General features: G+C 45.9%; 18 protein-coding genes, 2 pseudogenes and 1 riboswitch. Of the genes and pseudogenes, 7 read left to right on the top strand and 13 right to left on the bottom strand.

Translation table 11 applies throughout. The features are described 5' to 3' along the window. Positions 1 to 118: 118 nt before the first annotated feature. The 3 genes from dctP to dctS form a co-directional block, all read right to left on the bottom strand. A complete protein-coding gene (gene dctP, locus NST79_RS02600) occupies positions 119 to 1,384 on the bottom strand; it encodes a C4-dicarboxylate transporter DctP (protein WP_014475862.1) in 1,266 nt (421 codons plus the stop codon). A 120-nt stretch (positions 1,385 to 1,504) separates the two neighbouring features. Then, a complete protein-coding gene (gene dctR, locus NST79_RS02595) occupies positions 1,505 to 2,185 on the bottom strand; it encodes a two-component system response regulator DctR (protein WP_003234347.1) in 681 nt (226 codons plus the stop codon). After that, entirely contained in the window at positions 2,175 to 3,782 is a 1,608-nt protein-coding gene (dctS, locus tag NST79_RS02590) for a sensor histidine kinase (RefSeq protein ID WP_212060414.1), read from the bottom strand. Before dctS ends, dctR begins: the two co-directional genes overlap by 11 nt. Positions 3,783 to 3,851: 69 nt before the next feature. Between dctS and dctB the strand changes: the two genes are divergently transcribed. Continuing rightward, on the top strand, positions 3,852 to 4,904 hold the full coding sequence (gene dctB / locus NST79_RS02585; RefSeq protein ID WP_003234350.1) for a C4-dicarboxylate TRAP transporter substrate-binding protein DctB: 1,053 nt from the start codon (positions 3,852 to 3,854) through the stop codon (positions 4,902 to 4,904). Positions 4,905 to 4,988: 84 nt separating this feature from the next. Further along, entirely contained in the window at positions 4,989 to 5,810 is an 822-nt protein-coding gene (locus NST79_RS02580) for a manganese catalase family protein (protein WP_015715268.1), read from the top strand. Positions 5,811 to 5,846: 36 nt separating this feature from the next. Here NST79_RS02580 and NST79_RS02575 read toward each other — a convergent pair whose 3' ends face one another. The 4 genes from NST79_RS02575 to NST79_RS02560 all read right to left on the bottom strand — a co-directional run bounded on the left by NST79_RS02575 (position 5,847) and on the right by NST79_RS02560 (position 7,988). Continuing rightward, positions 5,847 to 6,203: a YdbC family protein gene (locus tag NST79_RS02575; RefSeq protein WP_212060413.1), complete on the bottom strand. Its 357-nt coding sequence runs from the start codon at positions 6,201 to 6,203 to the stop codon at positions 5,847 to 5,849. Next, the gene (locus NST79_RS02570) at positions 6,197 to 6,538 is read right to left on the bottom strand and encodes a cupin domain-containing protein (protein ID WP_003246564.1); all 342 of its coding nucleotides are present in this window, start codon (positions 6,536 to 6,538) and stop codon (positions 6,197 to 6,199) included. The genes NST79_RS02575 and NST79_RS02570 overlap by 7 nt, the downstream gene beginning before the upstream one ends. Before the next feature lie 131 nt (positions 6,539 to 6,669). Then, complete coding sequence (gsiB, locus tag NST79_RS02565; protein WP_003246542.1) at positions 6,670 to 7,041, bottom strand: glucose starvation-inducible protein GsiB; 372 nt, start codon at positions 7,039 to 7,041, stop codon at positions 6,670 to 6,672. Between the two features lie 128 nt (positions 7,042 to 7,169). Continuing rightward, complete coding sequence (locus NST79_RS02560; RefSeq protein WP_003234359.1) at positions 7,170 to 7,988, bottom strand: EcsC family protein; 819 nt, start codon at positions 7,986 to 7,988, stop codon at positions 7,170 to 7,172. Positions 7,989 to 8,105: 117 nt separating this feature from the next. On the opposite strand from NST79_RS02560, the gene NST79_RS02555 reads away from it, so the two are divergent. From NST79_RS02555 to NST79_RS02535, 5 genes are all read left to right on the top strand, one after another. Then, positions 8,106 to 8,558: a DUF2188 domain-containing protein gene (locus NST79_RS02555; protein ID WP_003246574.1), complete on the top strand. Its 453-nt coding sequence runs from the start codon at positions 8,106 to 8,108 to the stop codon at positions 8,556 to 8,558. A gap of 77 nt (positions 8,559 to 8,635) precedes the next feature. Next, on the top strand, positions 8,636 to 8,893 hold the full coding sequence (locus tag NST79_RS02550) for a GlsB/YeaQ/YmgE family stress response membrane protein (RefSeq protein WP_003246519.1): 258 nt from the start codon (positions 8,636 to 8,638) through the stop codon (positions 8,891 to 8,893). Positions 8,894 to 9,122: 229 nt separating this feature from the next. Continuing rightward, positions 9,123 to 10,400 carry an Nramp family divalent metal transporter gene (locus tag NST79_RS02545; RefSeq protein ID WP_212060404.1) on the top strand — a complete coding sequence of 426 codons (1,278 nt, stop codon included), beginning with the start codon at positions 9,123 to 9,125 and terminating at the stop codon, positions 10,398 to 10,400. 103 nt (positions 10,401 to 10,503) lie between these two features. Beyond that, on the top strand, positions 10,504 to 10,770 hold the full coding sequence (locus NST79_RS02540) for a hypothetical protein (protein ID WP_021481716.1): 267 nt from the start codon (positions 10,504 to 10,506) through the stop codon (positions 10,768 to 10,770). A gap of 28 nt (positions 10,771 to 10,798) precedes the next feature. Next, positions 10,799 to 10,936 carry a hypothetical protein gene (locus NST79_RS02535; protein ID WP_134155746.1) on the top strand — a complete coding sequence of 46 codons (138 nt, stop codon included), beginning with the start codon at positions 10,799 to 10,801 and terminating at the stop codon, positions 10,934 to 10,936. 16 nt (positions 10,937 to 10,952) lie between these two features. Here the strand turns inward: NST79_RS02535 and NST79_RS02530 are convergent, their stop codons facing one another. From NST79_RS02530 to NST79_RS02505, 6 genes and pseudogenes are all read right to left on the bottom strand, one after another. Next, complete coding sequence (locus NST79_RS02530) at positions 10,953 to 12,677, bottom strand: pyruvate oxidase (RefSeq protein ID WP_015252787.1); 1,725 nt, start codon at positions 12,675 to 12,677, stop codon at positions 10,953 to 10,955. Between the two features lie 66 nt (positions 12,678 to 12,743). Continuing rightward, a pseudogene (mutT, locus tag NST79_RS02525) lies at positions 12,744 to 13,191 on the bottom strand (8-oxo-dGTP diphosphatase MutT). A gap of 58 nt (positions 13,192 to 13,249) precedes the next feature. Further along, entirely contained in the window at positions 13,250 to 15,073 is a 1,824-nt protein-coding gene (kimA, locus tag NST79_RS02520; RefSeq protein ID WP_212060402.1) for an APC family permease, read from the bottom strand. 192 nt (positions 15,074 to 15,265) lie between these two features. Further along, a riboswitch (cyclic di-AMP (ydaO/yuaA leader) is annotated at positions 15,266 to 15,409 on the bottom strand. 134 nt (positions 15,410 to 15,543) lie between these two features. Then, positions 15,544 to 17,654 (bottom strand): annotated as a pseudogene (locus NST79_RS02515) (cellulose biosynthesis cyclic di-GMP-binding regulatory protein BcsB). A gap of 5 nt (positions 17,655 to 17,659) precedes the next feature. Further along, positions 17,660 to 18,922, bottom strand: coding sequence for a glycosyltransferase family 2 protein (locus NST79_RS02510; protein WP_014475851.1), 1,263 nt, complete (start codon positions 18,920 to 18,922; stop codon positions 17,660 to 17,662). Continuing rightward, positions 18,915 to 20,624 (bottom strand): DUF2334 domain-containing protein, encoded by a 1,710-nt coding sequence (locus tag NST79_RS02505; RefSeq protein WP_212060430.1) that lies wholly within the window; start codon positions 20,622 to 20,624, stop codon positions 18,915 to 18,917. The genes NST79_RS02510 and NST79_RS02505 overlap by 8 nt, the downstream gene beginning before the upstream one ends. Between the last annotated feature and the right edge of the window lie 10 nt (positions 20,625 to 20,634).

The following is a 20,634-nucleotide window of genomic DNA, read 5'->3' as shown; positions in this document are numbered from 1 at the left end:
CATTCAATATAGTATCCATTTGTAAATTATATAACAAAAAAATGCTGAGGTCTCTGTCCTTACCTTAATAATTCTTAAACAATTAAAAAAACGGCCCCATGGATGGGCCGTTTTTTTTTCAGACTGCTGTTTTCATTTTTTTCATGCCTTCAACAGCCTCTACGCTTTTTGCTTCATCAAATTCATTTTCGCTTTTTGCAACAATGATCGTGGCGATTCCGTTTCCGATCAGGTTCACAATGGCTCTTCCTTCACTCATGAAACGGTCGACCCCGAGCAGGAGTGCAAGCCCCTCCAGCGGAATGACCTGCAGCGCTGACAGCGTTGAGGCAAGGACGATAAATCCGCTTCCCGTCACACCTGCCGCTCCCTTCGATGTCAGCATCAGAACGAGGATAATCGTAATTTGCTGGCCTATGCTGAGGTCTACTCCAAACACCTGTGCCAGAAAGACAGTCGCCATTGATAAATAAATGGATGTGCCGTCGAGGTTAAACGAATAGCCCGTCGGAATAACAAGCCCGACAACGGATTTGGAACAGCCGTAGCGCTCCATTTTATCCATCATACGCGGAAGCACCGATTCGGAAGAGCTTGTGCCAAGCACGATCAAAAGCTCATCCTTAATGAAGCGAAGGTAATTCCACAGGCTGAATCCGTAAAGCTTGCAGATGATATTTAAAGCAACAAATACGAACAGGAACATCGTAATATAAACAGACATCATTAAGCTTGCCAGCGGTTTGATGGAATCGAGCCCGAAGTGTCCGATTGTATACGCCATCGCCCCGAATGCGCCGATTGGCGCGGCACGCATAATGTAGCCGATAATTTTGAAAAAAACGTGAGAAACCTTGTCGAAGAAATCAATGACGCTTTTTCCTTTTTCGCCTAATGCCGCAAGACCCACTCCGAAAAGAATAGAAAAGAATAAGACCTGCAAAATGTCCCCTTTTGCGAAGGCATCAACCATGTTGGATGGAACAATGTGTGTAACAAATTCAATCCAGTCGATTCCCTGACCACCATTTTGCGTGTATTGTGATACATCACCCTTTTCAAGCTTGCTGTAATCAAGACCCGCACCCGGCTTCATAATATTGACGACAAATAAACCGATAATGAGTGCGAGGGTGGTGACAACCTCGAAATAGATAAACGCTTTTCCCCCTACTTTTCCAACCTTCTTCATATCGCCCATTTTTGCAATCCCGAGAACGATTGTGAAGAAAATAATTGGTGCAATCACCATTTTAACAGCGTTGATAAATGTATCGCCAAGCGGTTTCATTTCTTTGCCGACATCCGGCCAGACCAGCCCGACAATGACCCCGATGATGACCGCGGTTATGACCTGAACTGTTAAATTTTTAAACAGTTTCATATCCTTCATCCCCCTGTCCTATTCGCCTTTTGTGTCTTTCTTACTATAATGATAGCGTTTTCATAATGTCTGGGGAAGTTTATGATCATAACGGACATTTTGGTCTTTTTGGTCTCAGGTTTATCCTTTTAACACGTAGCGGTTGACCGGCCGGCCGACTCCGCCGTATTGAACGTCCAATTTGATGATCCCGGTTTTTTCTAAGTAATCAAGATATCGTCTGGCTGTCACTCTGGCGATGCCAAGCGCCTTGGCGACCTCTTCAGCAGAAAGGGATGCGGTTTGCTGTTTCAAAAAAGCAGTGACTTCATTCATCGTGAAATGATTCAACCCTTTCGGCAGATCCTGTACAGCCTGCTGCGGAATATTCAGGATCGCATCGAGCTGTTCCTGGGACAGCGTATCATTCGCTTCGATTTTTTGTTTATATTGCTTGTACTTTTCGAGTGCCTGTCTCATTCGCTCAAGCTTAAACGGCTTTAAGATATAGTCAACCGCCCCGTTTTGCAGCATGAGTGAGATCGTTTCCTTGTCTTTTGCAGCGGAGACGACAATGACATCCACTTCAAGCTTTTGCTTTCTGATCTCCTGCAAGGTCTTGATGCCGTCTTTTTTCGGCATGTACACATCGAGAATGACGAGATCCGGCTGTTCTTCTTTAATCAGCTTCATGCCTTCCTCTCCGTTTCCTGCCGTTGCACAGACAGTAACGCCTTTAACAGTTGTAATGAAATCCTTATTGACCTCTTGAACCATCGGATCGTCTTCAATGAGCAGAACCTTCCATTCTTTACGAGCCATGCTGTGCTTCCTCCCCCTTCATTGGAAAAACGATAGAAAAAGATGTCCCCTGCCCCGCATGTGAATCAACTTCTATCGCGCCCGATCCTTTGTCTATGATTTGTTTCACTAAATACAGGCCATAGCCTGTGCCGCCAGTTTTATTGACCGTAAAACCTTTGTCGTAAAGGCGAGGCATATGTGCCGGGTCAATTCCGCAGCCGTTATCTTCTATTAAAATAGCAAGGATATCATCTGTTTGTTCGATACTAATGTCAATTCGTTTGTCTTCAGATTGAACGGTTTCAAATGAGCCGAAGGCATTTTCAATCAGATTCCCCAAAAGCACGACAATATCATGCTGATCAACATGCTCGGGAAATTGCTGAAGACTGCTGTTTTCATCTATATGAACAGCAATGCCGAGCTCTCTTCCCCTTCTGATTTTACTTAATAGAAGGCCTGCCGCAGCGTCATTTTGAATCGAGCGGTGCAGAAATTCAGTCACATTTTCCTGCTCAGTTGACGCCTGGAATGCAAGCTGCAAGGCTTTTTCAGATTTCCCCAGCTGGATGAGACCGGCGATCGTGTGCAGCTTATTCATATGCTCATGGTTTTGGACACGGAGCGCCTCCACAAAGTTTCTGACACCAGTCAATTCCTCTGCCATCTTGGCCGCTTCCGTTCTGTCCTGAAAAATCGCAACGGCGCCGATCACTTTTTTCTTCATGACGATCGGAATTCTGCTGCTCATGATGACTTTTCCGCTGACACGAATTTCTTCATTATAAACCGCTTTGTTCCGCTCCACGATTTCAGGCAGGCGCGAATCCTTGAGAACCTCCCAAATCACCTTGCCGATCAGATCCCCCTGCACTTCAAAGATCTGTTTCGCTTTTTCATTAAAAATCGTAATGACGAGCCGATTGTCAATAGCGATCACCCCTTCATTCATCGAGTGAAACGTCGCTGTCCGTTCTTCATACATTCGGACAATCTCATGGGGTTCAAGCTGAAACATTTGTTTTTTGATATGGCGGGCCAGCAAAAAGGAACCAGCAAGGCCAAAGCCGAGTGTCAGCACAACGATGAAGGCGATATCACGCTTTAAATGAAGCAGGATGTCAGCGATCCCTGGCAGCGTTTTTCCGACAAGCACCACGCCTATTTGGTTCAGGTCTTGATCCTTAACCGGATAAAAAGCGCGAACCGCCGTGCCGAGCTCGCCCTTTGCTTCAGAGAAATAAATGTGCTCCGCAAACGCTGCCTCCTCGTCTGCACCTTCTGATTTCTTGCCGATGCTTGTGCTGACAGGATGCGTATATCGGATGTGATTCATATCCATGACGACAATATAGTCTGCTTCATTAATCATCCTGATTTCTTCAACCGCATGGCGAACAGCTTCTGTTTGTTTTTTTCGCGCCAAGGCTTCTTTCACTTCTGTCATCTCTGACACCGTCCGGGCCGTATTCATCAGCCGCTTTTTCAGCTCCCGCTCCTCTGTATGCTGAATGTTGCCGATGAGCACAATGCCGCCGATCAAAAAGGAGAAAATGACGAGTATATAGGATAAGATCGTGATTTTCCAACGGATTGAGAGCTTCTTTTTGTTCATCAGCTTCTCCTTTCAGGTCTTTACGAATGTCATTGCCCCCATTATCCTTAACATAGGGGAGGGCTTTTCATGAAGAGTTTGCTTGCATGTCTCGCACTGATGATCGCTGGAATTGCAACCGCTTTATTTATCGGATTCCATGATCATACCGGCAATAAAAAGATTGTTTATGATGACGACCAGGAAGGCCTGCAGGATCAAATCGTGTTTAAATTCAGCCACGTGGTTGCTGAAAATACGCCAAAAGGGCTGGCCGCCAATAAATTCGCTGATCTGGTGAACGAAAAATCAGGCGGGAAAATAAAAATAGAAGTATTTCCGAATGGAAGCCTGTACTCGGACATTGAAGAAATTGAAGCATTGCAAAACGGCGATGTTCAATTTATCGCCCCCTCCACATCGAAGCTCGGCATGCTCTCGCCTGAATGGGGAGTGCTGGATCTGCCGTATGCTTTTACAGATTACAACGCCGTCAAAAAAGGGCTGAACGGAAGCATCGGCACACAGCTGTTTGATTCTCTAAAGAAAAACCAATTAAAAGGACTGGCCTATTGGACGAACGGCTTTAAGCAAATCACAACAAATCAAGGGCCGGTCAAAACACCGGATGATTTAAAAGGGCAGGATCTGCGCATTATGCAAAGCGATGTGATTGAGGATCAGTTCAAGCTGCTTGGCGCAACACCTCATCAGGAATCCTTCAATTCTACCTTTCAGCTGTTAGAAAACAATGTAGTCGATGGCGAAGAAAATACAATTTCAAACATCTATTCTAAAAAATTTTATAATGTTCAGGACTATTTGACAATAAGCAGCCACGGTTACCTCGGCTACGCTGTCATGACCGATGAACACTTCTGGAAGGCGCAAACACCAGAAACAAGGCGCATTTTGACTGAAGCGATGAAGGAGACGACGGAGTGGAATGAAACGTATGCCGAACAAATGAACAAGGAGCAGCTGGAAGAAATCAAAAAGAATTCTGCTATACATATTTATGAGCTGTCAGATAAAGAGAAACAAGAATGGATGAAGCGTCTTGATCCTGTTTACCGGCAGTATGAGCCCATCTTTGGCCGGGAGCTGATCCGGGAACTGTTGGAGCTGCGAAAAGATTCATAGTTCCCATCTCGATACGCTGTTTTTCGTTTATCTTTCTATCGATCGGAAATATAAAAAGAGATAAACGAAAAAGGAGATGGGTACATGTTTAAGCACACAAAAATGCTGCAGCATCCTGCTAAACCAGATCGTCCAGATCCATTATTCGCTAAAAAAATGCAAGAAATTTTAGGCGGGCAATTCGGAGAAATTTCAGTTGCCATGCAGTACTTATTTCAAGGCTGGAACACAAGAGGAAATGAAAAATACAAGGACTTGCTGATGGATACGGCAACTGAGGAGCTCGGGCATGTTGAAATGATCGCAACGATGATTGCCAGACTTCTTGAGGATGCCCCTCTTGATCAGCAGGAAAAAGCTGCTGAAGATCCGGTCATCGGCTCCATCCTAGGCGGCATGAACCCTCACCATGCGATTGTATCAGGACTTGGCGCCATGCCGGAAAGCAGTACAGGCGTACCTTGGAGCGGCGGTTATATCGTAGCAAGCGGAAACCTGCTGGCAGACTTCCGCGCCAACCTGAATGCGGAATCTCAGGGCCGTCTGCAGGTCGCACGCCTGTTTGAAATGACGGATGACAAAGGCGTCAAAGATATGCTTAGCTTCCTGCTGGCGCGTGACACAATGCACCAAAATCAATGGCTCGCCGCCATTAAAGAATTAGAAGCACAGGAAGGTCCGGTTGTGCCGGGTACATTCCCGAAAGCGCTCGAAAAACAAGAGTTCTCACATCAGCTTATCAATTTCTCTGAAGGCGAAGAAAGCGCCGAGCAAAACTGGCTGAATGAAAAAGCGCCGGACGGAGAAGCCTTTGAATATGTGAAAGAAGCAAAAACGTTTGGAGAAAAACCGGAGTTAAAACCAGCACCGCCTTTTGTTCATAATACACTTCCGGGACGCGAGTAAAGAGACAAGCCCAAAACATGATGTTTTGGGCTTTGATTATGCCTTCAGAACCGTCCAGTCTGGTTCGTACCGGATATCAGGGTTATGTAACAGATCGTGAACGAACGGTTTATCCTCTTCGTACACCGTCACCTCTATCGAAAGAATTACAGCCTTCTGATCGTTTTCCTCGTATATGCTGTCATGTTCGTTCTCCATAAAATGATCATAGGCTGCTCTGTTTTCCCATACACTGATGATTTCTGCGGTGAGCGGCTCGTCTATCGTTTTTCGCCAGCCGCCGGCCTGTTTGATAAAGCCGCTTATATGCGATAATGCTTCCCACTGTGACTGCGCTTTTGCAAATGCTTCAGCGTTTGCAGCGTCTACTTCACATATCATCTTTTTTAGCATGGCTGCTCCTCTATGATGACGGTTTCGGCTTGTTTATGCTCCACACAGAGATTAACCGTTCTGACATAAGAGCGTGTGCGGTGAACCGTGCCTTTCGGGATCAGCAGGCTGTCATTTGCTTTGAGCACCGCGGTTTCTTTGTCCTTAAAATCGATCAGCAGCTCCCCTTCAAGAACAATAAACAATTCGTCTGAGTCAGGGTGATGGTGCCAGTCATATTCTCCCGTAAACACCGCAAGGCGCACGCAGTGGTCGTTGACCTCTGAGATTGAAAAATTGGCGTGCTTTTCTTTGACTTCATTTGCGATGGCGAGCAAGTTTTGCATCTTGGACATTAGCGAAAACCCCTTTTTCACTTATTGTATCGCAATAGTGGCATAAATTGAGAAGATTCCAAAAAAAAGCGATCCAGCTGATGTGCCGGATCGCTTTTTTATTTACAGGTTGTCTGCCTTTATGCTTTTGATTAGTCGTTGTTGCGGGCGTTTCCGCCTTTTGAGCCAATTTCTTGGTAGAATTCTTTATCATGATTTTTGCTTGTTGCCTCTCCGCCTTTTCGGCCGATTTCTTGATAGAATTCTTTGTCATGATTTTCGCTAGTGGCTTCTCCGCCTTTTTCACCGATTTCTTGATAGAACTCTTTGTCATGGTTCTTGCTAGTGGCTTCTCCGCCTTTTTCGCCGATTTCCTGATAGAATTCTTTGTCATGGTTTTTGCTAGTGGCTTCTCCGCCTTTTTGACCAATCTCTTGATAGAATTCTTTGTCATGGTTCTTGCTTGTTGTTTCTCCGCCTTTTCTACCTGCTTCTTCTCTGCTCATTTTGTTATTGTCTGCCATTTTGAATTCCTCCTTTAATTGGTGTTGGTTGTTGTATTCCCGCTCACAATTCTTTTAAACAAACAAAACACATTGGGTATGTTTCCACTAAAAAAAGCAGGCGGATCGCGGTGTCCGTCTGCTTTCTGCTATTCCATCTCTCGTTCTGTTTCTTTCAGTCGTTCAAGAATGCGCCTCTTTTTGTACAGCATCATGCCTGTCTCGGTAATGTCGTTTAATGTTGAGCGATTGGCAGCGGCGCCAAAAACCATTCCGGCAACCGGCACCATCTGGAAAAGTTTTTTCCAGCCAAACGTGTCTCGATAGCCTAAAACGACTTCTCGCCAGCCTTGGATTTGAGAAGCGACATTCTTATATGTACGGTCTTGATCGTAGTGTTTTAATTCCTGCAAAATCGATCTTTTGCCGACAACATCAGCCGACGTCAGCTGCAGGCATTTCACAATGAAGACTCGTTCTTTTTTCTCCTTTGGGTCATAGCCGTATGCGACTGCGATATCCTGTAATGTTTTTAGTGATAAGCCAAGCACTGCCGGAATGTCTGCCGCCAGCGTAAACACGCCGCCCACACCGGTTGTCGCGCCTTGAACGGTTGCTGCGTTGGTTCTGTTTTTGCCCATTCCTTCCGCAATTTCATCCATGACAGGAAGAGGCGCTTTCCGGATGTCCTCCAGCGATTCAAAGATCTCCTCCGGCAGTTTCTTTTGAAATATCCTGATAATCTGTTTTTCAGATGTCAGGTACTGTCCGCCTGTTTGAACAAAGCTGCCGACCTCATCCAAGAGCTTGCCGATCTTTTTCTGGATGAATTCCGGTGTCAGCTTGTCCAGGAGCTGAAACGGGAGACGGCTGAGCTTTTCCCAAAACCAGACTTTTTGCTGATCTTTTTCCCATTTCTCTATCTCTTTTAATTGCTGATGTAAGTCTTCTTTTCGTTCTGTTGGCACCCAATCCGCACTTCCCTTCCGTTTTTTCTACTATATAGTATACCTTCATTTTTTCGGATGCGTTTTTATTTTTCACCTGCGGGTACCATTTTTATAAAAGGAAAAGGAGTGATGGACATGCCTTGGTCGATGAAGGATTATCCTGCTTCATTAAAAAATCTTGAGAAGCCGGTGAGAAAAAAGGCGATAGACATTGCGAATGCGATGATTGATGAAGGCTATGAGGAAGGGCGCGCGATTCCAATTGCGACAAGCAAAGCGAAGGAATGGGCGGAAAACGCCTCTACAGATGAAATTGATGATTTCCTGACGCATGATGATGAGACAGAACGCGATGCTGATCCAAGCAGCGGCAGCGGCCCCGAGCTCATGAATAAAGCAGAGCATGTTATTAAGCATAAAAAAGGCTGGGCAGTCAAAGCCGAGGGCGCCAAACGTGTGTCTGAAATCAAGGATACAAAGAAAGAAGCGATTGAACGGGCAAAGGAAATCGCGGCGCATAAAGGCACTGAGGTCATTGTTCATTTAGCTGACGGCAGTGTGCAGAGAAAGATTAAAACAGGATCATAAAGGAATATGCTTTTAGGTGTTTCGAAATGATCAGGAGCGGTTATTGATTGGTAAATCATTTATGAGAGGTGATCATGATGCTTAGCTTTTTGGTTTCATTAGTTGTTGCTATTGTTATCGGATTAATTGGGAGCGCCATTGTAGGAAACCGGCTGCCGGGAGGAATTTTCGGCTCTATGATTGCCGGGCTGATCGGCGCTTGGATTGGGCACGGACTTCTTGGCACATGGGGACCGAGCCTCGCCGGCTTTGCTATTTTCCCGGCCATCATCGGGGCAGCCATCTTCGTGTTCTTGCTGGGCCTTATATTCCGCGGGCTGCGGAAGGAAGCCTAGACTCATTAGATACAGGAGGCATCGTTTCGAAATGAAACGATGTCTTTTTATATGGGACCTTATCCCGAATCCCTACATATCATGTTACATAACAGGGAAAAATTCAGAAGTGTATTTTGAACATTTTCGGTTGACAAGAAACCGGGATGGTCATATGATGTAGATAAAATAATTTGCCTTAAGGAAACTCTTTGTTGTACGGCAAAAACAAACAGAATTCAGGTGAGACATGATGAACAAGGACATCACAGCACAATCTCCCCGTTCCAAAGCCGTCCAAGATGCGCTTGACGGGAAAATCAGAGGATTCAGAGGGCTGCTCCCTTTTCTCGGCCCTGCATTTATAGCAGCCATTGCCTATATTGATCCCGGCAACTTCGCAACGAATATTTCGGCGGGTTCTAAATACGGATATATGCTCTTATGGGTGATCTTATTTTCTAATATCATGGCCCTTTTAATTCAATCCCTATCCGCCAAACTCGGTATTGCGACAGGCAAAAATCTGCCTGAGGTTGCCCGTGAAGAATTCCCGAAGCCTGTCTCGATCGGATTATGGATTCAGGGCGAGTTTGTCATTATCGCAACTGACCTGGCGGAATTTATCGGAGCGGCTCTGGGACTGTATTTGCTGTTCGGCATTCCGATGCTTGAAGCGTCTATTATTGCGGCGATCGGTTCTTTCGCGATATTGGAGCTTCAGCGCCGCGGTTATCGCTCACTTGAAGCCGGTATTGCCGGTATGCTGTTTGTGGTCGTGATCGCCTTTGCGCTGCAGACCTTTTTCGCAAAGCCTGATGCCGTGTCAGTGATGAAGGGCCTTTTTGTCCCGGCGTTTCATGGCACCGACAGTGTGCTTCTTGCAGCGGGTATTCTTGGCGCAACTGTTATGCCGCACGCCATTTATTTACACTCTGCCCTTACACAGCGGCGGGTGGTTGGCAAAACTGATGCAGAACGGAAAAAAATCTTTAGGTTTGAATTTATTGATATTTTAATAGCGATGCTGATTGCAGGGGCTATTAATGCAAGTATGCTGATTGTGGCTGCCGCATTATTCTTCAAAAACGGCCTGTTTGTTGAGGATCTCGACGTCGCATTTCAGCAATTCGGACATCTTGTCAGCCCTATGTCTGCGGCTTTATTCGGGATCGGGCTGCTCGTTGCCGGTCTATCCAGTTCGTCTGTCGGCACACTTTCAGGCGACGTGATTATGCAAGGATTTATCAACTACCGCATTCCGCTGTATGTACGGCGTTTTATCACGATCATTCCGCCGATCTTGATCATCGCGTCAGGTGTTAATCCGACGACCGCTCTCGTACTGAGCCAGGTCGTGCTGTCATTCGGGATCGCCTTTGCCCTCATTCCGCTTATTATGTTTACAAGCAATAAACGGATCATGGGATCTCTGATCAACGCCAAATGGGTCACAGTGGTGTCTTGGCTGATTGCTGTATTGATCGTTGCTTTGAATGTGTTTTTAATTGTAGATACGTTTCGATAAAAAAACCGGCTTCTAAAGCCGGTTTTTATTTTTCCGCAAAAGCTCATTGATACCCTTTTTGACAGAAATTTGTTATGATAGAAGAAAAATCGGAGTTTTGATGATGTCAGTATTTATTCTGTTTTATTTGTGGATTGTTCCTATTGTTATCGGCATTTTATGTTCTGTTGCTGCCCATAGATCCAAGGGAAAAATGAGAGTCGCGCCCGGCATTGCCATGATCGTGCTCAGTATTATTTCCCTAATCACGGCGTTTACGGCCGGACACACAAATTTCCACGTGTTTATCGGCGGCATGTTTTTATTCGGCACCTTCTTGGTCGGTTCTGCTTTTCCTTTCTTCTTCGGGCTGAAGAAAAAAGAGAAATAAGCTTGTAATGAGAAGAGTTCTGTAAGATTTGATAAGAATAAACATACAAGGACAAATGCATCTTGCTTTGAAACAAGATGCATTTGTCCTTTTGTCTGTTTCGAGTATGGCGAAATCAGTTCCTAATACATACACCGATCATTTTATGAATTCAAACATGTTATAGCTGAAAATACGTTTTTTTAGAATAACCGTTTCAAACTTTTCTTCAGTGACGGCATTTCAAATTTTTGGTTTTCGAAGAAGTTTTTCAGCATGTACTTGCTAAAACCTTTCGCCTGCCCGTAGGTGATTTTGCCAGGAAGCGGCGGTTCGTTTCCAATCATGACATCCACTACGACCGGTTGGTCAGATTGCAGCGCCTCATGGAAAGCCGGCGCAAGCTCTTCCGCTTTGGTCACTTTGATGCCCTTTGCTCCGCAGCTTTCTGCAAATGCGGCATAGTCGACATTTTGAAGTTTTGTGACATAGTCGATATTGCCTTTGACCTGCTGCTCGTATTCAATCATGCCGAGATTTTCGTTGTTTAAAATGACGACTGTGATCGGGAGCTTATATTTGACGGCGGTCGGGAGGTCCTGCATGACCATGGAAAATCCCCCGTCACCGCAAACGGCGATCGCCTGGCGTTCCGGTTCGGACAAGCTTGCTGCAATCGCTCCCGGCAGGCCGCAGCCCATTGTCGCAAGCCAGCTGGAAACGATGAAATCCTGATTCGCGTTCATTTTGAAATGACGCGCCATCCAGACTGTCACAGTGCCGACATCGACAGAGAGCACCGCATCATCGGCTGCCGCTTCCTGAAGACGGGCCACGACCTGCTGAGGTTTAAGCGGTGTTGTGGCCTCTGTCTCATCTTTTTCAATTTCGTTCCACCAATGCTGCATATGTTCTGTGCAGGCATTTAGGAATCTTCTGTCTTCCTTGCGTTCAATATACTCTGTCAATTCGCGCAGACCGAGAGCCGAATCGCAGACAAGGCCCGCTGTCACCGGATACCGTTTTCCGATTTTCGCCGGGTCTGAATCGAGCTGTATCGCCGGCGTGTCATCTGGTAAATAATCACGGTACGGGAATGACGTTCCGAGCATGATTAATAAATCACATTCCTCCATTGCCTCGTAAGCCGGCTTTGTTCCGATCTGCCCGAGGTTGCCGAGAAAATGCGGGTGCTTATCGGGAACGACACCCTTTGCCGGGAGTGTAACGACGATCGGAGCGGCGGCTTTGTCCGCAAATTCTAAGAGCTCCCGTTTCGCCTTTTTCATTCCCTGCCCTGCCAGGATAATCGGCTTCTTAGCGTTATTAATATATTGGGCGCAGGTGACGAGCTGTTCTTTTTTCGGTTCAAGGTTCCCTTCAATATACACTGGTGAAGTATACACGGGCTCCCGTTTGATTTTCTCCGCAAACAAATCATCTGACACGCTCAATACCGCAACGCCTTTTTTGCTGTAGGCGGTCCTGATCGCCTGATTTAAGAGATCCGGAAGTGATTCTGCGCTATGTACCTCTCTGTTGAACACAGCCACGTCCTCAAACATTTGCTCCAGCTTAATCTCCTGGAAATAGTCCCGTCCGACTTCGCCAGAAGAAACCTGTCCTGCAATCGCCAGCACAGGGGCGCCGTCCGCTTTTGCATCATATAAACCATTTAATAAGTGCACCGCTCCCGGCCCTGCGATTGACAGACAGACTCCGATCTTGCCGGTGAGTTTTGCTTCAGCTGCGGCTGCCAGTGCCGCTACCTCTTCGTGGCGGGTTTGAATGAACTTCAGTTGATTTCTTTCGTGTCTTAATTCTTCAATAAACTCATTTATACTGTCTCCGGGGATGCCGTATACATGATCAACTCCCCATTGCTCAAGCAGCTCTGTCATTACTTGTCCTGCAGTTTTATGTGCCATAACGTATCCTCCTTTTTCCTTTTTTCAATACCACAGGAGAAAGGCTTTAAAACCCGGAGACCTTAATCACTTGCCAAGTCTTCTTTTCAACAGGTCGATCGCCTGCGAGCAACCCTCTATCCTTGACGGTGACATTTACATCTTGAGCGCCGTTCTTGAAATCATTGATCTGCCTTTTTCGATTCGGCACCATAAAAAGCGGCAAACGCCCCGGGGAAACCCACTTTAATCCCGCTGTCTCTGTGCCGTCAGCCACTGCTTGTCCGCCTGTTATGCTTCCGAAAAACAGATGCTGTTCATCTTGAAACTTTGGCCTTTGGTAAACACCTATTTTCGCAGAAAGCGCTGCATTGTATCCCGTTTCTTCCAATACCTCCCGCACTGCCGCTTCCTCAGCCGATTCCCCGGGATCAACCCTGCCGCCCGGCAAATCCCATAGAGGGACATCTTTTCGTTTCAGCAGAATTTGCTGACTTTCGTTCAATACGATCACAAAAGCACCTTGTGTATACACCGCCATACCTCCTTTTCCCGCAAAAAAGGACCAAGGTGATTCCCTTGGTCCTAGAGCTTTACTTTTTAAAATGATACGGCAGTGTGGCAACCATTATGTCCTTTTTCCAGAACAGCCGGACTCTGAGGAGGAAGGCCGATTGGTTGTGAAGGATGGTGTGCCAGCGTTTTTTCGTTATAAATTGCGGAAACAGCACCATAACGGAAAACTGCTCCTTCTTCGCTTTTGCCTCAACTGTTTCCAAAAACTTATCAAACGGATGGACAAGGCTTCTGTACGAGGAGTGAAGCGTAACGAGACGCACTCCGTTATTAAGCTCTTCCCAGCGTTTTTCGAATTTCTTTTCCTGTTCTCTGTCAAATGACACGTGAACGGCGATCACTTGATCGGACAGTGATTTCGCATAGTGAATCGATTTTTGCACGACGGTGGTGACACCGGCCACAGGCACAATCACAACGGTGCCTTTGATTTCTTCCGGCTCTTTGTCTACGATGCGAAGCTGTTCGCCAACTGCTGTATAGTGATTTTTAATCGCAAAAAACAGCAAAACAACGATAGGCATAAAGATTAACACAGGCCATACGACATTAAACTTCGTCACAAACAGAATGGATAGAACCATAAACGAAATCAGAGCGCCGCAGGAGTTGATCAGCATTTTTCCGATCCAGCCTTTTGGTTTTTGCTTGATCCATTTCATGCACATGCCGGTTTGTGAAAGCGTAAATGGAATAAATACGCCCACAGCATATAACGGGATTAAGTGCTCCGTCTGCCCTCCGAATAAGATAATGAGAACAATGGAGGCAAAGCCTAAAAAGATAATCCCATTTGAGAAGCCTAAGCGGTCGCCCCTGACTGTAAACATTCGCGGCATATACTGGTCTCTCGCCAGGTTGAAGGCAAGCTGCGGGAAGGCTGAAAATCCTGTATTTGCCGCAAGGACCAAAATAAGCGATGTGACACCTTGGATGACATAGTAGAACACATTCCGCCCAAAGGTTTCGGACGCAATTTGTGAAACCACTGTTTCATCAGGTTTCGGCGCCGTACCATACCCGTACGCGAGAACCGTGATGCCGGAAAACAGAATCGCCAGCAAAATCCCCATCATCGCAAGCGTTCTCGCCGCGTTTCGCGCAGGCGGGTTTTTGAATGCAGGAATCGCATTAGAAATGGCCTCAACCCCGGTCAACGCTGAGCATCCGGAGGAAAAAGCCTTAAGCAGCAAAAACAGCGTAATGCCGGCTATAGGTGTGCCGAGCGGTGTATGATGGGCTGGCTGGTCAATTTGCCCCGTCATGAGTTTAAACAACCCGACTGCAATGAGAACCAAAAGCGCCACCACAAACAGATAAACCGGGTAGGCAAGTATGGATGCTGATTCCGAAAGCCCGCGCAGGTTCAAAATCATAATCACTAACACGAGAAAAATAGCGATCGGCACATGATAATCATGCAATGCAGGAAAGGCTGACGTGATGGCGTCCGTGCCTGCGGAAATACTTACCGCTACTGTTAAAATATAATCAACAAGCAATGAACCGCCCGCAATCAATCCCGGTTTTTCACCGAGATTTTCTTTAGAAACGATATACGCCCCGCCGCCCTGCGGATAAGCGTAAATAATTTGCCTGTATGAAAGAATCAGTGCGAGCAGCAAGATGAGAACGCCAACCGCAATCGGAATGGAGTACCAAAATGCGGCAGCACTGATTGTTGCCAAAATGATTAGAATTTGTTCTGTCCCATATGCGACAGATGACAGCGCATCTGAGGAAAGCATAGCCAAGGCTTTTAATTTCGTCAGTTTTTGCTCTCCAGCTGCTTGGGATTTTAGTGGTTTCCCAATCAAAAAACGTTTGATTGAATGATACATCGATGTCTTCCCCTTTTAATTTCTCATTTTTCAATTAAAACAATAAAACATCAGTGTCTTGCTCTCACATGTTGATGATAGTCCTTTCTGCTATGATGTCTCTGTATGCGATTTGCATTCAAAAATGAACAACAAAAAACACAGAGGCAAACGGATGCCCCTGTGCCATAACATCGAACACAGGTTTCATTCATCTCCTCTCACGAACGCTTACGAGGTTAGCTGACGGATTCGGGCATATGAGAGTTAGCCCTACCTAAAAAGGATTCACCCCAACGGCAAAAAGCCGTTCTATTGGGTCCCCCGCTCTGATTTCAGATTAAGCGATTTGTTTTCTAAAAGAGATCATACTCCCGTTCCCGCACGTTGTAAAGAGGCTTATTGGCTGAGAGAAAAAAATAAAATGACAGGTTCCACAAATGGAATTTACTTACCAAAAATAAAAAACAGAGGCTAAAATCGCCTCTGTTTTATTCTGTATCTGTCTTTCTTTTTCTGCGTCTTACGGCAATCCAAATGAACACTGCCGCAATCACCATAATGAGTGCCAGCACACCAATATACATCCATTTCTGGCTATGATCCTGTGTTGGTTGTTCTGCATCGGAACTGTTTGTTTCCGATTTGAGCTGCTGGTGGTTTGTAAACACCTGCTGGCTATTTGTTTCATTAAGGACGGTTGCCGACTCATCGTTGCTGTTCAGATAACTAATGATCTCTTTTGTGACAGCCGTGCCATCTCCTTTTGACGGTGCAAAGACAGCCATTGTATAGCGTGAATCCCAAACCGATGCTTGGGTAAATACCACTTGTTTTGTCGTCTCATTTAGCATCTCGAAACTAGATACATCAAACGAGCCGTTCTTTTCCTGCGGCACAAGCAGATCTGATGATTTCTCCTTCAGAAGAGAAAATTGATTGATCCCCCTATGAAAATGAGGTTTCGTCCTTTCGCATCCTTTGCTGTAACGTCAGATGATTTCTTTACCGTATATGAATGCTGTGCTTCGCTGCCAAAGGATTCTGTTACGAGAGAAAGCTCCTCTAGCTTCGATTGGCTTACGGTGTCAGGAAGCACGATTAACGTTGTTTGATCCTGGTTTCCGGCGTAAGGCAGCGGCCACTCTTGAAAATCCGCTGACGGAGACATGCCTTTGATGGCGTATGATAATGTACTGTTTTTATCGATAAAAACCCACTTTTCTTCATCAGTGGTGTTACAAGGGTTGTTTTCCTTTAAACCGGTCGTGACGAACTGAATATCAATGTAGCGGTTTTTTTGCAGCAGCTTAGGGTCCACTTTCACTGTGACATGATAGAATCCGTTTTTATCTTCTTTTCCTAATTCATCAAGCCGGACCGAGTGCGGCTGGCCGTTGATCATCACTTTCAGTTCTGCAGCCTGAGAGGCTGACTCGTTTTCAGCCGTTGAGGCCTGAATCGTTTCAGACTTTTTCAGTTTAAGCGACAGCTTCGCCGATTGGTTTTCATCTAAAACAGCCGAAGCCGGATAAAAATAATGTGCTGAAGATGTTTTGTCGGCTCCAATTGTGATATCACCCGCTCCAAAATTCTCAAGGGTCAGCTTATTGCTTTCTTTTTTTTCAGTCTGCTGAAGCTTGCTGATTGAAAGTGTATCGCCGCTGAGCTGGCCTGTATATGTCTGATCTGTCATCACGCTGATTTTTTTAGTGAGCGCGTCCTCGGACGCCGCTTGCGCAAACAGAACCGGCTGCTGTTTGCCCTCTGCTTTCAGCACCCGCTCCGCAAGCAGAAGGTTTTCTCCTTTTGCATGTAGCCCGGCTTGTTTCAACAGTTTTTTCACTTTGCCGTTCCAATGCTTGTCCACGCCGATAACAATCGTCGGCTTATCGATTTTTTTCAGTTCAGATTCCGTGACATACGCAATACTGACACTGCTGTCCACCGTTTTCAAATAGCCTTCTGTTTTAACAGCAGCTTCTATTTCTGCTGAACTTGGGTTATCCGGAATGACGATGGCTGTTTCTTCCGCTGTATTTCCAGATTGGGCGAAAGGATACGGATAATGGTCCAGCGACGTTCCCTTCGCTTCACTGCTGTCAGCAAGTGTCAGCCGGCTGTCCGGATAAATTTTGATCCAGTTGCCTGATGTATCCTGTCTGACGCACACGCCCTCTTTCATTACGCCGTAGAATTTCAGCGATACGTTGTGATAGCCTTGCGCAGACTGGCTTTTATTCAGATTCAGCTTCACTGTTTTCCGTTTGGAATCACCATCAAGCTTTAACGTCTTGACCGGTTCATCATCAATGACAGCCGTTAACGATGATGGAGAAATTAAAAGATTTGATGCCTCGTATTCGATTACCAATTGCTGATTGCCTGAAGAAGCGCCTGCCGGGATCTGATACGTCAGCTCTGCGCTGTCTTTTGATCCATACAGTGTAATCAGCTCGCTGGTCAGCACCTGCTGTTTGGCTTGTTCTTGGCTGCTTTTCCCGAGGAGCGAACCGCTGACCTGTACGTCTTTGGCAAGAGCCGTTTGTCCAGTCATCGCCAGCAGCATGAAGCTTGTGAGAAAAATCATTATTTGTTTCAAAAAGGTCACCCGCTTTTATGTTGATTGTATCGTTCTGTCTTGTACCATTTGACCTCTTGCTTGAATAAACGGTGCTTGATTTCTACGAATAAAGAGTAGATAACAAGCACAATCCATGCCTGCGAGTATGTGAAGTACATGAGAAATACGATAAAAAAGTTTTGCTTGTTCATTTCTGTTTTTTCAATGCTCAACGTAATCATGACCTCTGTCATAAATAAGAAAAATGCCAAAATCCAGAGAATCATTGCCAAAAATCCAACCGATAAATGCAAATCATAAAACAAATTCACAACAAAAATCGTATTCGACATGATCACGCCAAAGAAAAACAGGAAGTACGTAAAGAAAAAATAAAACAAATCAAAGATAATCCGTTTTCGTTTCAGCTTAAAAAACTGCGCCAAAAATTTGAGCACGACATATTGATTGCCGCGCGCCCATCGGGTGCGCTGGCGCCACCATACCTTCCATGTTTCCGGTTCCTGCTCCCATGTGATGGCGGCAGGGAAAAAGCGGATGTGATAGCCGAGATTATATACCCGGATGGTCAGCTCAGTATCCTCAGCGAGCGCTTTGTCATCCCAGCCTCCGAGCTTTTCGATAATGCTTCTGCGGATCGCGAAGTTGGTGCCTGGGATCGTGGCGATTTTGAACCACTTCCATCTGCCTCCCTGGGCCATCCACTGAAAACAGATCGTTTCGATATTAATAAACCTCGTCAGCAGCGTCTTTGCCGCATTGATGACGCGGAATTTCCCTACCACGGCGCCTGCCTTTTCGTCATTCATCAGTCCGAGCACGAGGTAATACACGGCCATTTTCTCAGGCGTGTTGTCGGCGTCATACACACAGATCACATCGCCGTTCGATTCGGCAAAACCCGAGTTAAGTGCAGAGGATTTTCCTTTTCCTGCATTTGGCGGCTTCGTAATCACCATTTTGATGAAATCGTATTTCTCGGAAAATTCATTGACGATATCACCCGTCCGGTCTGATGAATTATCATTAACGACGATAATCTCCAGCCGGTCCTTCGGATAATAAAGGTTGACCATCGCCTTCAGCGTCTGCCGAATCACAACCTCTTCGTTATGCGCCGGGATGAGGACGCTGACCTTCGGCAATTCCTTCATATTTTCTCTCCACTTCGGGATATTCCGTTCGAAGGTCATATAGTGGCGAAACCCGCCCTGCATGAGGAACATGTGATAGAGAAGCATAACCCATATTAAACTTAGCGAGATAAAGAACAGCGTATTACCCAAGGCTTCTTCTCTCCTTAAAAATTCGTTTTTTCAATGTGGCTCTCAAGTAAAACGTATAACTGACAAACATGATGACAAATAAGAGCACAACAGCGGAGAGAATCCATAACGCCTTTTCCAGAGGGGTTTGGCGATGATGATCGAAAAACTCGTCAATGGCGCTTACGCCGTTTTTCACCTGAATCGTTCCGTCACCGCTTGTATGAATTTCCACTTTGTCTGTTTTGACGGTTTGTTTTGTTTTCTTTAAATCAAGCCATTCACTGTCTGGAATGCGTTCCATCTGATCAACCAGCTCCGGCAGATATTTCATCCCAAGGTACGGGTGATAAAATCCTCCAGCTACTCCGCCTTCAAAATCAATCATCTGGGAGATATGCTCCTCCATCTCACCGAGCGGGTTTTGCTTCGATGTGTCGACAAAGCCGATCGTTTCCGGATAAAGCGTCATTCCGTGCAACATCGAAGGAGCAGTCACAAACGGAGGTGCACCGGATGTTTTCCATGTTGTGCTGCTGAGCTGGACCTGGCCGAAAATGCTTGTAAAATACTGCGAGGCGATTTGATAGCCATAATCGGACATCGTGTAATGCGGCGCTTCAAACGCCAGCGGGTAAAGACCCGATGATGTCAAATCCTCAATGGCACGCTTCAGTTTTTGTTTTGTATACGTTTCTTCCTTTTCCCGAAATGGTTCGAGATAGCTGTGATAGGCTTGTTCGTTCGGGAAGTCCTGTTCTTTCTCCAAAATGGACGGGGGATCTTCGGCATTTCCGGATGTAATCGGCTGATCCGCCTTTGCATCCCAAAATTCAAAGCCCTCTCCTGTTTCACTGTAGCGATAAGCGTGAGTATAACCGTGAACAATGATACTGCCGCCCATGCTTTGCAGCTTCTTCAGCACCTTGACCATCTTCGGTTGATCAGACAAATACACTTTGTCGCCTGTTTCCGGATTCAAATAAACCGGAATGACCGCCAGGATAAAAGGAATATGCCGCTTATGCAGGTATGTACCGGCTTGGAGCAGCAATTTTTCATCAGACATCGGGCTGATATCCTCGAGACGCAAATACAATAACGTCGTCCCCGCCTTCTCTCCGAAAGCTTCTCTGAGCTGTTTCGCCACGATCAAATTGTCATTTAACAAATTTGTTAATCCAATGTACACATTCCCTTTTTTTGTTTTCCATATAAAAGAATGCGTTGTGCCGTCATCGGCTTTGAAGGTGTAAAGCGCCGTTCCTTTCAGGCCTGATACACTCAGCACGTTAAGCCCGCTTTCCAGAGACACATCGGCCTTTTCCGACCTGCTGTGAACCTGAAACACATTTTCTTTGCGGGCTAATGAAAGCCCGGAAAATTGGCTGATTTGACCTGCGTTATAGCCAATGGCGACAACCGGTTTTTTTACGCCGCTGATAAGAGACAGCAGTTTTTGGCTGAGCTTTCTTTTCGTTTGGCCGTAATAAATCACATGGTCTTTCCCTTTGAAATCCGACGCTTCAACGTCTGAATCTTTTTTGACTGTCACATGGGATGTAAAGTGGCCCGCAAGCAAATCGAGCATTTTGACTTGTGACGACTCTTTGCCATCCAAGGTTGAATAGATGATGAGAATGCCGGCATCCTGATCTTTCGCTTGCGCAGAAACGGGAAAAGACGCAATAGCTGAAACTAGAAGCATCATGACGCATAGCAATGTGATTCCT

Origin of the sequence: Bacillus sp. PS196, from assembly GCF_037963555.1 — a bacterium.
GTDB lineage: Bacteria > Bacillota > Bacilli > Bacillales > Bacillaceae > Bacillus > Bacillus subtilis.
Note: the sequence above shows the minus strand (reverse complement) of the source record. Positions and strands in the feature narration are given on the sequence as shown.

Coding starts and splice junctions, on each gene's coding strand:
- NST79_RS02540 (WP_021481716.1), top strand. CDS start 10,504: ATGTCAGTATTTATTCTGTTTTATTTGTGGATTGTTCCTATTGTTATC.
- dctR (WP_003234347.1), bottom strand. CDS start 2,185: ATGGCTCGTAAAGAATGGAAGGTTCTGCTCATTGAAGACGATCCGATG.
- NST79_RS02570 (WP_003246564.1), bottom strand. CDS start 6,538: ATGTCCAAGATGCAAAACTTGCTCGCCATCGCAAATGAAGTCAAAGAA.
- NST79_RS02545 (WP_212060404.1), top strand. CDS start 9,123: ATGATGAACAAGGACATCACAGCACAATCTCCCCGTTCCAAAGCCGTC.
- NST79_RS02555 (WP_003246574.1), top strand. CDS start 8,106: ATGCCTTGGTCGATGAAGGATTATCCTGCTTCATTAAAAAATCTTGAG.
- dctB (WP_003234350.1), top strand. CDS start 3,852: ATGAAGAGTTTGCTTGCATGTCTCGCACTGATGATCGCTGGAATTGCA.
- NST79_RS02530 (WP_015252787.1), bottom strand. CDS start 12,677: ATGGCACATAAAACTGCAGGACAAGTAATGACAGAGCTGCTTGAGCAA.
- dctP (WP_014475862.1), bottom strand. CDS start 1,384: ATGAAACTGTTTAAAAATTTAACAGTTCAGGTCATAACCGCGGTCATC.
- dctS (WP_212060414.1), bottom strand. CDS start 3,782: ATGAACAAAAAGAAGCTCTCAATCCGTTGGAAAATCACGATCTTATCC.
- gsiB (WP_003246542.1), bottom strand. CDS start 7,041: ATGGCAGACAATAACAAAATGAGCAGAGAAGAAGCAGGTAGAAAAGGC.
- NST79_RS02580 (WP_015715268.1), top strand. CDS start 4,989: ATGTTTAAGCACACAAAAATGCTGCAGCATCCTGCTAAACCAGATCGT.
- kimA (WP_212060402.1), bottom strand. CDS start 15,073: ATGTATCATTCAATCAAACGTTTTTTGATTGGGAAACCACTAAAATCC.
- NST79_RS02575 (WP_212060413.1), bottom strand. CDS start 6,203: ATGCTAAAAAAGATGATATGTGAAGTAGACGCTGCAAACGCTGAAGCA.
- NST79_RS02550 (WP_003246519.1), top strand. CDS start 8,636: ATGCTTAGCTTTTTGGTTTCATTAGTTGTTGCTATTGTTATCGGATTA.